The 12,184-nt window shown below is 74.2% G+C and carries 13 protein-coding genes; 1 reads left to right on the top strand and 12 read right to left on the bottom strand.

Annotation, left to right across the window (positions count from 1 at the left end; all coding sequences use genetic code 11):
- From ABWI04_RS38765 to ABWI04_RS38790, 6 genes are all read right to left on the bottom strand, one after another.
- Positions 1–179 (bottom strand): endonuclease/exonuclease/phosphatase family protein (locus ABWI04_RS38765; RefSeq protein WP_353835509.1); only part of this gene is annotated, 179 nt, incomplete at its 3' end.
- 2 nt (positions 180–181) lie between these two features.
- Positions 182–1,150 carry an ROK family glucokinase gene (locus tag ABWI04_RS38770; protein WP_179842911.1) on the bottom strand — a complete coding sequence of 323 codons (969 nt, stop codon included), beginning with the start codon at positions 1,148–1,150 and terminating at the stop codon, positions 182–184.
- Between the two features lie 49 nt (positions 1,151–1,199).
- On the bottom strand, positions 1,200–1,706 hold the full coding sequence (locus tag ABWI04_RS38775) for a hypothetical protein (RefSeq protein ID WP_345185872.1): 507 nt from the start codon (positions 1,704–1,706) through the stop codon (positions 1,200–1,202).
- A gap of 76 nt (positions 1,707–1,782) precedes the next feature.
- Positions 1,783–2,217, bottom strand: coding sequence for an SRPBCC family protein (locus tag ABWI04_RS38780; protein ID WP_345185869.1), 435 nt, complete (start codon positions 2,215–2,217; stop codon positions 1,783–1,785).
- 62 nt (positions 2,218–2,279) lie between these two features.
- A complete protein-coding gene (locus ABWI04_RS38785; RefSeq protein WP_345185865.1) occupies positions 2,280–3,047 on the bottom strand; it encodes a metallophosphoesterase family protein in 768 nt (255 codons plus the stop codon).
- Positions 3,048–3,146: 99 nt separating this feature from the next.
- A complete protein-coding gene (locus ABWI04_RS38790; protein ID WP_353835503.1) occupies positions 3,147–3,842 on the bottom strand; it encodes a copper homeostasis protein CutC in 696 nt (231 codons plus the stop codon).
- 235 nt (positions 3,843–4,077) lie between these two features.
- Between ABWI04_RS38790 and ABWI04_RS38795 the strand changes: the two genes are divergently transcribed.
- The gene (locus tag ABWI04_RS38795) at positions 4,078–5,868 is read left to right on the top strand and encodes an AMP-dependent synthetase/ligase (RefSeq protein WP_353835504.1); all 1,791 of its coding nucleotides are present in this window, start codon (positions 4,078–4,080) and stop codon (positions 5,866–5,868) included.
- A 19-nt stretch (positions 5,869–5,887) separates the two neighbouring features.
- Here ABWI04_RS38795 and ABWI04_RS38800 read toward each other — a convergent pair whose 3' ends face one another.
- From ABWI04_RS38800 to ABWI04_RS38825, 6 genes are all read right to left on the bottom strand, one after another.
- Positions 5,888–6,574, bottom strand: coding sequence for an NAD(P)H-binding protein (locus ABWI04_RS38800; RefSeq protein WP_345185844.1), 687 nt, complete (start codon positions 6,572–6,574; stop codon positions 5,888–5,890).
- 70 nt (positions 6,575–6,644) lie between these two features.
- Positions 6,645–7,952 carry a DUF1996 domain-containing protein gene (locus ABWI04_RS38805; protein ID WP_353835505.1) on the bottom strand — a complete coding sequence of 436 codons (1,308 nt, stop codon included), beginning with the start codon at positions 7,950–7,952 and terminating at the stop codon, positions 6,645–6,647.
- 30 nt (positions 7,953–7,982) lie between these two features.
- Entirely contained in the window at positions 7,983–8,615 is a 633-nt protein-coding gene (locus ABWI04_RS38810) for a DUF4142 domain-containing protein (RefSeq protein WP_345185837.1), read from the bottom strand.
- Positions 8,616–8,742: 127 nt separating this feature from the next.
- A complete protein-coding gene (locus ABWI04_RS38815) occupies positions 8,743–10,254 on the bottom strand; it encodes an NADH-quinone oxidoreductase subunit NuoF family protein (RefSeq protein WP_353835506.1) in 1,512 nt (503 codons plus the stop codon).
- Positions 10,251–11,147: a ferric reductase-like transmembrane domain-containing protein gene (locus tag ABWI04_RS38820; RefSeq protein ID WP_353835507.1), complete on the bottom strand. Its 897-nt coding sequence runs from the start codon at positions 11,145–11,147 to the stop codon at positions 10,251–10,253. The genes ABWI04_RS38815 and ABWI04_RS38820 overlap by 4 nt, the downstream gene beginning before the upstream one ends.
- A 16-nt stretch (positions 11,148–11,163) precedes the next feature.
- A complete protein-coding gene (locus tag ABWI04_RS38825; protein WP_353835508.1) occupies positions 11,164–12,039 on the bottom strand; it encodes a hypothetical protein in 876 nt (291 codons plus the stop codon).
- Between the last annotated feature and the right edge of the window lie 145 nt (positions 12,040–12,184).

A 12,184-nucleotide genomic window follows, 5' to 3' on the forward strand; every position in this document is an offset into this window, starting at 1 on the left:
GCGATCCGCAGGCCGCAGTCCCGCGCCAGGCGGCGGCGCCGCAGCCGCCACCCCCAGAAGCGCGGGACCTCCTGCACGCACACCACGTCCGGGGCGTTCGCGCGGACGACGCGGGCCACGGCGGCCGGGTCGTCGCGCAGCGACCGGACGTTGTAGGAGAGCAGCCGGACGGCGGCCACGCCTAGACGATCACGTCCTGGAACGGGCGGACGCGCGCCAGGTCGGCGGCCCCGACGATGCCCGCCGCGGAGCCCAGCTCCGCGATCCGGATGTCGGGAAGCGGGCGGTGGCCGCGACCGGTCAGGGCGTCCTCGAACGCGGAGCGGATCGGGTCGAGCAGCAGGTCGCCGGCGTCCGACAGGCCGCCGCCGATGATGAAGGCGCCCGGGTCGAGGATCGCGCTGAGATCGGCCAGGCCCTGGCCCGCCCAGTGCGCGATCGTCCGGAAGCACTCCAGCGCCGCCTTGTCGCCCTCCCGGGCCGCCTGCGACACCTCCGGGCCGCTGATGCCCTCGGGCCGCCCGCCGCCGAGTTCCAGCAGCCGCCCCGCCATCGCGGGCGCCACCCGGGCCAGGTCGCGCGCCTCGTGCACGAGGGCGTTGCCGCTGGCGTACTGCTCCCAGCAGCCGCGGTTGCCGCAGCCGCAGCGGCGCCCGTCCGGGACGACCCGGAAGTGCCCCATCTCCGCGCCGATGCCGAACCGGCCCCGGTACAGCTCGCCGTTGATGATGATGCCGCCGCCGATGCCGGTGCCGAGGGCCACCAGGACGAGGAAGTTCTCGCCGCGCCCGGCGCCGAACCGGGCCTCGCCCCACGCGGTGGCGTTGCCGTCGTTCTCCACGACCACCGGCAGCCCGACGAGGCTCTCCACCTTCTCCTTGATCGGCTCGTCGCGCCAGGCGAGGTTCGGCGCGAACAGCACGGTGGAGCGGGTCTCGTCGACGAAGCCCGCGGTGCCGAGCCCGACCGCCGCGACCTCCTCGTACTTGCCCTTCAGCAGGTCGACGACCTCGGCGATGGTCTCGGCGGTCTCCTTGGGGTTGGTCGAGGGAGTCGGCCGGCGGACCTTCTCCAGAATCGTCCCCCGGTCGTCGACGACCCCCGCGGCCACCTTCGTGCCGCCCACATCCACGCCGATGGTCAGGGCCATGTAACCCTTCCTCCTCCTCGCGTCGCCCCTGGCTGGAGCCACTCCCGCTCTACCCGATGTCGATGGGGCCGCCGGTGGCGGCCGACCACGGGTCGCCCGGATCGGGACGTTCCGACCGATCGGACGTACCCGCCCGCGCGCCCTCCGACGCCTCCGGCGGCCCGGTCCGGTCGGACCCGCGCGTCCGGGGGGACCCCTGCGCCCGGTCGGGCGCGCGGGTCCGGTCGAACGCCGCCGCCACGTCCAGCGCGGCGGCGACCAGGGACCGCCCGGCCTCGCGCAGGTGCCGTCCCACGTCGCCGCCGGACTCCCGCTTGATCGCGATGGCCCGGCAGACCGGGCAGTCGCGGCACTCGGGGGCGCCGGTGGCGATGTGCGGCCCGCGGGCGCGCCCGCCCGGCCCGCCCGCCGGCTCGTCGGCGATGGCACGGTCCCACACGTCCCCGGCCGGCTCGTCCCGGCCCGCGCGCTCGTCCCGGCCGCCGCCCATCCGCCTGATCAACGCGTCGACGAGCTTGGCCGCCTCGTCCAGGACGTCGCCCGGCTGGTCGCTCATGTCTCCATCTTCCATCCGTCGTCGGCGTGAACGGTATCGCCTCCGCGCCGTGTTCAGGCCACCGCCCGCGGCGGGATCAGCCCTCCACGTGGCGCCTGAGGCCCTTGAGGGCGGAGTCGATGATCCGCTTCTCGCCCTTGCGCTTCACCATGCCGATCATGGGGATGCGGACGTCCACGGCCAGCTCGTAGGTGACCTCGGTGGCGCCGCCCTCCTCCGCGAGGACGTAGGAGCCGTGCAGCCCCGTGACGACCGTGCCCGGCTCCACCAGCTCCCACGTCACCCGGTCGTCGCCCTCCCAGGTGTAGGCGAGCCCGACGGTGTCGCTGAACGGGCCGCCGTCGAACGTGAGCCGGGCGCGGGCGGCCCGGCCGTCCTCGCCCGTCTCCTGCACGGTGAACTCGCGGATGCCGCTCGCCCACCGCGGGTACGCCTCCAGATCGGCGATCACCGCCATGATCTCGGCCTTCCCGGCCTTGACCGTGATGGAGGAACTCGTGCGGTCCGCCATCTGCGTCTCCCTCCGGCTCGCCCCGAACCCCTGCGGGCCCGCTGTCCCTAGAGAAGTATGGTTCACACCGTCAGGACGTAGGGCACACCGCGCGCGCGGAAGTGCCCGACGTTCACGCATTCGGTGCGGCCGATGCGGATCCGGCTCGCGAGCGGCTGATGGACGTGCCCGAACAGCACGTACCTCGGCTGCGTGCGGTGGACGGCCTCGAGGACGGCCTCGCTCCCGCGCTCGAACCTGCGCGCCACGGTGTCGTACAGCAGCTCGGGGACGGCGGGCGGGATGTGGCAGCACAGCACGTCCACCTCGCCGACCGCCTCGACCTTGGCCGCGTAGGCCTCCTCGTCCAGCTCGTAGGGGGTGCGGTACTCGGTGCGCAGGCCGCCGCCGACGAACCCGAACCGCAGCCCGCCGATCTCGGTGGTCTGGCCGTCCAGGACGTGGTGGCCGTCGCGCAGGTGCGCGTCCCACAGCCGGGGGACGTCGACGTTGCCGTAGGTCAGGTACGCCGGGGCGGGCATGGCCGCGAAAAGCTCGGCGTACTGGCGGTTCACGGCCCGCTCGATGTGCGGCCGGGCGTCCCCGTCCAGCGAGGCCCACAGGCCCCGGGAGAACTCGCGGGCCTCGTCGAAGCGCTTCTCGGTGCGCAGCCCGATGAAGCGGTCGGCGTTGTCCTGGCCGAACAGGTCGGCGAAGATCCCCTGCCCGTGGTCGTGGTAGTCGATGAACAGGATCAGATCGCCCAGGCAGATGAGCGCGTCCGCGCCGTCCGCCGCGCCCGCCAGCGCGTCCGCGCGGCCGTGGACGTCGCTCACCACATGGATCCTCATGAACCGAATGTAATAGCGCCGACCGCCGGAGTGAACGGGCGGGTCATGACGTTCGGCGCGACGTGGGCCGTTCGCAAAGGCTCGGTCGGCGGAGGGCCGTCAGCCGGCGGCGGCCGCCACGAGCGTGCGCCACTCGCGCACGAGCACGGGGTCGACCGTCGCGTCCCAGTCGCCGTCGGGACGCACGGCCGTCCCCACGTGGAAGGCGGTGACGCCTGCCGCGGCGAGAACGGCGACGTGCTTGCGGCGCAGCCCGCCCCCGGCCATGATCATCTTGGCCGCGGCGGGGTCCCCGACCGCGCGCCGCACGAGGACGTCGACCCCGGCGTCCACGCCGCGGGACGAGCCCGCCGTCAGCACCGTGTCGAGGCGGCCGCCGAACGCGCGGACGACGCCCCACGCCTGGGCGGGGTCGGCGGCGTGGTCCAGCGCCCGGTGGAAGGTCCAGGGCAGCGGGTCGGTGTCGGCGGCGAGCTTGCCGGTGGCGCCCGCGTCGACGTGCCCCGAGGAGTCGAGGAAGCCGAGCACGAACCCGTCGGCGCCCGCGTCGGCGAGGCCCGCCGCGGCGCGCCGCAGCCGGTCCAGCTCGGCCCCGGTGGTGCGGAACCCCGCGTTGGCGCGCAGCATCACCCGCATCGGCACGGACGTGGCCGCCCGGATCGCCGCGACGAGATCGGGGTCGGGGGTGAGCCCGTCCGCGGCCATGTCGGCGACGACCTCGACGCGGTCGGCGCCGCCCTCCTGCGCCGCGCTCGCGTCGTCAACGGTCAGCGCGATCACTTCGAGCAGCGACATGGCGACCCCCGGAACCCGTTGGCGGTGTGCGACCGGGTCAAGGGTAGGCGACCCGGCGGCGCGCTCCGGGGGCCGCCGGGCGGTCTTTGCCGTGCCGTTAACAGCCGCCGTTCGCGGCGGTGTTGCTACTCGTGGGTATCATGCGGCAACGGAGGAGTTCACGCGCCGCCGGCCGGACGGCCCGGCGCGCCCGGGGCTCCCCGCCGTCCTCGAAGACCGACGACAGGAGTGGGCCGTGCGCGAGTTCAGCGTCCCCGCGATGGTGGAGGTCCCCGACTCCGCCACTCTGACCGACGCGCCCTTCACCCGGGCCGTCGAGGAGCCGGGCCGGATCGTGCTGCGGCGCAAGAGCGGCGACGCGTGGAGCGCCGTCACCGCGGCGGAGTTCGCCGCCGAGACGGCGGGGATCGCCAAGGGCCTGGCCGCCGCCGGCGTCGAGCCCGGCGACCGCGTGTGCCTGCTGTCGCGGACCCGCTACGAGTGGACGCTCCTGGACTACGCGATCTGGGCGGCGGGCGCGATCTCCGTCCCGATCTACGAGACGTCCTCCGCCGAGCAGATCGAGTGGATCGTCGGCGACTCCGGGGCCAGGGCCGTGTTCGCCGAGACCGACGAGCACGTGGCGACCGTCGCGGGGCTCCGGGACCGGCTCCCCGGGCTGGCGCACGTGTGGGGCATCGACGCGGGCGGCGTCGCGGAGGTCGCCCGGCTCGGCGCGGACGTCGGCGACGACGTCGTCGAGGAGCGCCGCCGCTCCCGCTCCGCCGCGGACGTCGCCACGCTCGTCTACACCTCCGGCACCACCGGGCGCCCCAAGGGCTGCGAGATCACCCACGGGAACCTGGTGTCGACCGCCCGCAACGCCGTGCAGGGGGCGATCGCCGAGGTCGCCGTCGAGGGCAGCTCCACGCTGCTGTTCCTGCCGCTGGCCCACGTGTTCGCCCGGCTGATCGAGGTCGCCACCATCGAGGGCGGCATCGTGCTCGGGCACAGCGACGTCCCGAACCTGCTGCCGGACCTGGCCTCGTTCCGGCCGACGTTCCTGCTGGCCGTCCCCCGCGTGTTCGAGAAGGTCTACAACGGCGCCGAGCAGAAGGCCGCGGCCGACGGCAAGGGCAAGATCTTCAAGACGGCGGCCGACACCGCGGTCGCCTACAGCCGGGCGCTGGACGACGGCGGCCCCGGGCTCGGGCTGAAGGCCCGGCACAAGGTCTTCGACGTGCTCGTGTACCGCAAGCTGCGCGCGGCGGTCGGCGGACGGGTGCAGTACGCGGTGTCCGGCGGCGCCGCGCTCGGCGAGCGGCTCGGGCACTTCTTCCGCGGCGTCGGGATCACGATCCTGGAGGGCTACGGCCTCACCGAGACGACCGCGCCCGCCGCCGTCAACCGGCCCTCCGCCCTCAGGATCGGCACGGTGGGCCCGCCGATCCCCGGCGTCGACGTGCGCATCGCCGAGGACGGCGAGGTCCTCGTGCGCGGCGTCAACGTCATGCGCGGCTACTGGAACAACGAGGCCGCCACCAAGGAGGCCCTGGAGGACGGCTGGTTCCACACCGGCGACCTCGGCTCCCTCGACGAGGAGGGCTTCCTGCGGATCACCGGCCGCAAGAAGGAGATCCTCGTCACCGCCGCGGGCAAGAACGTGGCGCCCGCGCCGCTGGAGGACCGGCTCCGCGCGCACCCGCTGATCAGCCAGTGCCTCGTCGTCGGCGACGGCCGCAAGTTCATCAGCGCGCTCGTCACCCTGGACGAGGAGGCGCTCGGCCCGTGGAAGGCCCGGCACGGCAAGCCCGAGGCGATGACGGTGGACGAGCTGCGCCGCGACCCCGACCTCGTCGCCGAGATCGAGGCCGCGGTCGCCGACGCCAACAAGTCGGTTAGCCACGCTGAGGCGATCAAGAAGCACGTCGTCCTCGGCGTCGACTTCACCGAGGAGGCCGGGCACATGACGCCGAGCCTGAAGGTGAAGCGCAACGTGGTGATGAAGGACTTCGCCGACGAGATCGACGCCCTCTACACCGGCTGAGCCGGGGCGGCCCCCGCGGTCAGGCGCCCGGCGCGCCGCCGGACGCGGGACGCAGGGCCGCGACGGCGTCCCCGATCGGGGTGGAGCCGTTGAGCAGGTCCAGCGTGAGGCGGCGGACGTCGCCGGCGTCCAGCAGCGCCGCGATGACCGCCGCCACGTCGTCGCGGGTGACCGCGCCGTGCCCGATCGGCGGCTCGGCCAGCGCCACCAGCCCGGTGGGCGGGTCGTCGGTGAGGCGGCCCGGCCGCAGGATCAGCCAGTCCAGGGCGTCGCGGCGCCGCAGGTCGTCCTCGGCCGCGCCCTTGGCCCTGATGTAGGCCTCCCAGACCTCGTCGCGCCCGGGCGCGGGCGGCTCCCCGGCGCCCATCGCGGAGATCTGCACGAAGCCGCGGACGCCCGCGCGCTCGGCCGCGTCCGCCGCCAGCACCGCGGCGCCGCGGTCGACGGTGTCCTTGCGCGCCACGCCGCTGCCCGGGCCCGCCCCGGCGGCGAACACGACGGCGTCCGCGCCGGTCAGGTGGTCGGCCACCTCGTCGAGGGTCGCCGACTCCAGGTCGCACACGACCGGTCCCGCGCCGGTGTCCCGGACGTCCCCGGCGTGGCCGGGATTGCGGATGATGCTCAGCACGGTGTCCCCCCGTGCGGCCAGCAGCCGGGACAGCCGCAGTGCGATCTGCCCGTGCCCGCCCGCGATCACGATGTTCATGCCGCGATCGTAGGACGCGGCGGGCCCGGACGCGCGGACGCGCGCCCGGGCCCCCGCGGACCGGTTCCGCTCAGCGGCGGGGCTTGATCCGCGTCCCGGCCCTGGAGCCGTTGATCGCCTTGACCGCCTTGGCCATCAGCTGGTCGTCCATCACGTTGATGAGGTCGCCGTGGTCGGTGACCGGGTCGTGGCCCGACTCGGGGAAGCTGTCCAGCGCGAACGCCAGCGGCTTGGCCGGCAGGTTGTAGGCCAGGGTCATGCGCAGCTGCGGCACGGCCTTCGTGCCCTGCGGGCACTGCCCCGTCCGCGGGTCCGCGAACCGGATGTGGTCGCGGTGGTTGGCGCTGTCGGTGTTCTGGCCGTCCCAGCAGCTCGGGAAGTTCAGCACGCGCTCCACCTTGCTGCCGCGCGGGCACAGCGGGTACTTGTCGGTGAACGCCCGGTTCTCGAACCCGCTGCACGTCCAGCTCGCGTGCGCGTTCTTCAGGCCGTTCGTCACGGCCTTGGCGTCACCGGCGACGACGCGGATGAACCGCGGCATCGCGGTCACCTTGGCGCGCGGGTTGCCGAGGTACTGGATCTTGACGCTCGACGGGGTGACGATGCTGCCGACGTTGCCGTCCGCCTGGCTCTGCTGCGCCCGGTCCGAGGTGTCCTGACCGGCGCGGAGCCGGATCACCGGCCAGAAGTAGGCCGACTTGTCGCCGTTGGTGCACGTCGTCCCGGCGGCGGCGAACGTCTCGTCGGTGGAGAACGCGTTCGTGTCGAGATTGCCGACGTAGTCGTGGATGTGGTGCGCGCCGTTCACGACGCCCGGGGCGGCGAGCACGTTGTCGGGGTTGCTGTGGGCCTGGCCCTTGTTCACGCCGCAGCTGGACGCGAACACGCCGGTCGAGGCCTGGCGGCCGCGGCGGGGCTGCCGCACGCGCGGCGCCTTGCGGATGTCGACGAACTGGTCCGCGCGCAGGCTCGGATTCGCCGGCGCCTGCCCGCCGTTCTGGCCACCGTTCTGGCCACCGTTCTGCCCGCCGTTCTGGCCACCGTTCTGCCCGCCGTTCTGGCCGCCGCCGGGCTGCTGGCCGCCCTGCGGGTCGGCAGGCGGAGTCGTCTGGCCGCCGTCGATCGGGCCGCCGTCACCCATCTGACCGCCGTCACCCATCTGACCGCCGTCGCCCATCTGACCGCCGTCACCCATCTGGCCGCCGTCGCCCATCTGGCCACCGTTCTGCTGGCCGCCCTGGGGGTCGGTCGGCTGCGCGGCGGGGTCGGTCGGCTGGGCGGTCGGGTCCGCCGCCGCGGCGGGGATCCCCTGGTAGACCGTCGCGACCAGGGTCAGCGCCGGGATCAACGCGGCGAAGGCTTTCTTCTTTCGTCCCATCGAAAAACTGCTCCCTTTGCGGGGTCTCCGTCAGTGCAGAGCGCGCCTGGGAACCAGGCCCGTGCTCTCCAGCAGCGACATGTGCGTGTTGACGAATTTCAGGCACCGTTCGGCGAACGCGCGGATCTCGGTGTTCTCGGTCGCGGCGCGCACCTTGGCGATGACCGTGAAGACCTGCCCGTGGGCGGCACGCAACCGCAGCACGAACGTCTTGTCATAGTCGGCGCCGTATTTTCCCGACATCTCCCTCAGCCAGCTCTTCTGGCTGCCGTTGGGCTCGTTGGGAAGCAGCACGCCCAGTTTCTGCGCCTCGGCGCGGGTGTCGGCGTCCAGCTGCATGTGCTGGCGCATGATGATCTCGCCGACCTCCTTCACCCGGGGGCTGGAGGCGCGCTGCGCGGCCTGCTGCCCCGCGGGCATCTCCCAGAGGCCGGCCTGCCGGACCTTCACCAGGAGCTGCCTGTCCAGAGTGCTGAGCCGGCCCCAGCGGGTGTTGACGGTGCCACCGAGGTTCGCCGCGCCGCTCGCGGGCGTGCCGACCGGGCTCATGACGACCGCGAAGGCCGCCACGACGGCGGCCGCGGCCGCCAGCACCAGCAGCAGGCGCCCCTTGCCGAGGCGCGGGAGCGTGCGCTTTCCGGCGATTCCGTAGGATTTCCTCAAGGGCTCTCGTCCCTCCTTCCAAGGATCTCTCGACGGACCCGGCGCGGGTTCGTCCGGAGATACGCAGCGGAACACCCCGGAGGTTCAACGATGTCCACCTGTTGTCATTTCTTTCTGCGCCCGGAATTCAGTGCCGCGAGGGCGCCCCGGGGACTCCGCCGACGACACGAAGCGCCAATGCGGGGCACATCGCGACCGCCTTCTGAACGTCCTTCTCCATCCACGACGGAATGTCGGTGCCGAGCACGACGGGAAAGCCGTACCGGTCGAGCTGGATCAGCTCGGGCACGAGGTAGGCGCACAGGCCGTGCCCGTCGCACCGGCTCCAGTCGATCGCGACCCGCCCCTCCGTGCCGTCCGGCACCGGCAGCGGCAGCACCCCGTAGGTCGACTGGCCGCACCCGCCTCCCCACCGGTGCGCGTCGATGTCGGCGGTGAAGGCCTCCATCGCCGACAGGACGAACCTGGCCGTCCCGTCGGGGTGGGTGCAGGCGCCGCGGCCCCGGCCGACGCCGGCGGCGCGGCGCACGCCGTCCACCGTCCCGGCCCCCTCGGTGAGCGCCATCAGGGACCGGACGACGTCGGGCAGCCCGAGCCGGCACGGCCCGCACTGCCCGGCGGACTGCGCCGCGAGGTAGGAGGCGATCCGGGTCACCTCTCCGAGGGGGCAGGTGCCCTGGGTGAGCGGCAGGATGATCCCCGCGCCCACCGTCCCGCCGACGCGGCGCATCCCCGCGCGCGACAGGACCGCCCGCGACACCGCGGCCGGGTCGAGCCACATCCCGTGGTAGCCGCCGACGAGCACGCCCGGCGACGCCGGCACCCCGCAGTGGTCGAGGACGGCCCGCAGCGGCGTGCCGAGCGGCGCCTCCACGACCTGCGTCCCGCCGATCGTCAGCAGCGTGGTGCCCGGCTCGTCCTCCGTTCCGGCCGAGGCGTACAGGTCGGGGCCGAGGGAGACGAGCACCGCGAGCTGCGCGAACGTCTCGGTGTTGGACAGCAGGGTCGGGAAGCCGTCCACCCCCGAGTCGGACGCGCGGACCTTGACGCCCGGCGGGATCGGCGTCTCCCCGTTGATCGCGCGGATCACCGCGCCGCTCTCCCCGGAGATGAACCGCTCGGTAAGCCGCACCACCCGGGCCGGCATCCGCCGCTCGCTGATCGCGGCGCGGACCGACCGGGCGGCCTCGTCGCTCTCGACGGCCAGCACGATCCGCTGGGTCCCGAGCGCGCTCGCCGCGATCTGCGCGCCGTCGAGCACCAGGTGCGGCGCCCTGCCGAGCAGCACCTTGTCCTTGGCGCTGCCGGGCTCGCCCTCGGCGCCGTTGACCACCACGACGACGTCCTCGCTGGACCCGCGCTCGTCGCCCCTCTCGCCGGGCAGCAGCGCGGTCCGGTCGGCGGTCGGGTGGTCGACCCGCGCCGCGACCGCCATCAGCTTGCGGGCGAACGGGAACCCCGCCCCGCCGCGTCCCCTCAGGTCGACCTGCTCGGCGATGCGCACCAGGTCGTCCAGCGCCGGCGCGCGGAGCCTGCCGTGCACCGCGAGGTGCCGGTCGAGGTCCAGCCGGTCGAACCGGTCGAACCCGAGCGTCAGCCGCGGCCCGCCGATATTGGAGACGGTGACGGTCGAGGTCATCGGAGGACCTCGGTGTCGCGGCCCGGTCCGGTGACGGGCATGCCGCGCGGGTCCGCGACGGTCTGCCGGGAGTCCGCGAAGTCGCGCGGGTCGCCGAGGTCGCGCGGATCGTCGAACGGGTCCTCCGCCGCCCGGGCGCGGGCCCTCGCGGCGGCCCGCCCCTCCTCGTGCTCGCGCGCCGCCATGGCGCGCCGGTCGCGGCGGCGGCCCGCGCCGTCCGGCAGCGAGAACGCCTCGACGTCCTCGCCGGCCCGGTGGACGTCCCGCGGCCTGATCACCACGACCATGCGGGTGACCAGGGCGAGGACGACGAACACCACGCTCATCACGTAGCTCAGCACGACCCACGGCGCCGCGGCCCGTCCGGTGATCAGGCCGTGCACGATCGCGAGCGGCCAGGACACGTAGGCGACGGCGTGCATCGACCGCCACACCCAGGCCTTGCCGCGGAACGCGAACCGCGCCCGCAGCAGCCCCGTGACCACGATGAGGAGCATCAGGTCGGAGGCGAGGGTGCCGAGGCCGATCGCGCCGGCGTCCGGCACCACGACCTGCACCGGCAGCGCGAGGCCGCTCATCACCTTCACCGTGACGTGCGCGACCAGCATCGCCGTCGCGACGACGGCGGAGGCGCGGTGCACCGCCTGGGCGAGCACCCGGTGCCGGATCTTCAGGATGAGGCGCTCGGTGGCCAGCAGCCCGCTCATCACCGCGGTGGTCAGCGCGACCAGCGCGAAGACGCCGGCGTAGAAGCTGAGGAAGTACTGCACGTTCGCGACCGCGACGGCACCCTGCGGGGTCGCCGCGCCGACCAGCACCAGCACCGCGCCGGCGAGCACCACGCGCAGCGCCCAGGTGGGCACCGCGGGATCATCACTGTTGCGAATTCGCACCGCTCGGACTCCTGTTCTAGGTGGCGGCCGGCGCCGGGGCGCCGGCCGGTCCGGCGCCGTCCTTCTCCGGCTTCTTGCCGGGGGACGGCGTTGACGACGGAGAGTCGTCCGCGGCGGGGACCGGGCCGAGGTTGGCCAGCAGGCCCCCGGGAAGCACCTGGAGGACGCCGCGTTCGGCGAAGCCGAGGAGCGGCTTGGCGCGCTCGCGGAACGTCCAGCCGCCGATCTCGGCGCCGTCGAGCGGGACCGCACCGCCGCCGCGGCGCAGCCCGAACGCGACCTCGGCGCGGGGCGCGGCCGCCCCGCCGCAGGGCCGCCCGGAGCCGGTGCGGCCGAGCGCGTCGCCCTGCTCGACGACGCTGCCGTCGCGCAGCTCGGTCACGCCCCGCATCCCGTAGTAGGTGGACGCGAGGCCGCTCGGGTGGATCACCATGACCACGGCGCCGGCCTGGCTGGAGCAGAACCGGTAGAGGCGCCCGCCGCCGGCGGCGAGGACGCGGCCGTCGCCGCCGGAGAACGCCAGCGACGCCAGCGGGCGCGCCGCCACGGCGTCGTCGGAGGTCGTCATCGACCACGCCTGGCCGGTCTTCCACGGCAGCATCAGCCGGTCGCCCGCCCGCGTCCCGTTGACGAGCGTGGCGGCCTGCGCGGCGCTCAGCGCGCCGTACCTGCGCAGGAGCCTCGACTCCGCCGGCGACATGAGGTCCGCGGGGGCGGCTCCGAGGAGCGAGGCGAACGCCGTCGCGCCGGACAGCCCGACCTGCCACTGGCGGCCCGTCCAGTGGGCGGCGTAGAAGGCGAGCTCGGGGCCGGCCGCGCTGGCCTCGGGAACCGGGATCGCACTGGTGCCGAAGACCCAGGTGCGGTCGGCGCTCTGGCGGGTGGCGCCCACGAACGGCTGCCGTGTCAGCGCCGCCCCGTAGGCCTGCCGCGCCGCGTCGTCCCTGCGGGGAGGCGCTGCACTGCCAGACCCGCTCGCCCTTGGATCGGATCTCGGCCAGGTACTTGTCGGCGACCGGGAAGGGCTGGAGTTCGAC

Origin of the sequence: Actinomadura sp. NPDC000929, assembly GCF_040492065.1 — a bacterium.
Lineage (GTDB): Bacteria > Actinomycetota > Actinomycetes > Streptosporangiales > Streptosporangiaceae > Spirillospora > Spirillospora verrucosospora.

Excerpts from the sequence above, each read along its gene's own strand:
- ABWI04_RS38770 (WP_179842911.1), bottom strand. The coding sequence starts at position 1,150 with ATGGCCCTGACCATCGGCGTGGATGTGGGCGGCACGAAGGTGGCCGCG.
- ABWI04_RS38775 (WP_345185872.1), bottom strand. The coding sequence starts at position 1,706 with ATGAGCGACCAGCCGGGCGACGTCCTGGACGAGGCGGCCAAGCTCGTC.
- ABWI04_RS38780 (WP_345185869.1), bottom strand. The coding sequence starts at position 2,217 with ATGGCGGACCGCACGAGTTCCTCCATCACGGTCAAGGCCGGGAAGGCC.
- ABWI04_RS38785 (WP_345185865.1), bottom strand. The coding sequence starts at position 3,047 with ATGAGGATCCATGTGGTGAGCGACGTCCACGGCCGCGCGGACGCGCTG.
- ABWI04_RS38790 (WP_353835503.1), bottom strand. The coding sequence starts at position 3,842 with ATGTCGCTGCTCGAAGTGATCGCGCTGACCGTTGACGACGCGAGCGCG.
- ABWI04_RS38800 (WP_345185844.1), bottom strand. The coding sequence starts at position 6,574 with ATGAACATCGTGATCGCGGGCGGGCACGGGCAGATCGCACTGCGGCTG.
- ABWI04_RS38805 (WP_353835505.1), bottom strand. The coding sequence starts at position 7,952 with ATGGGACGAAAGAAGAAAGCCTTCGCCGCGTTGATCCCGGCGCTGACC.
- ABWI04_RS38815 (WP_353835506.1), bottom strand. The coding sequence starts at position 10,254 with ATGACCTCGACCGTCACCGTCTCCAATATCGGCGGGCCGCGGCTGACG.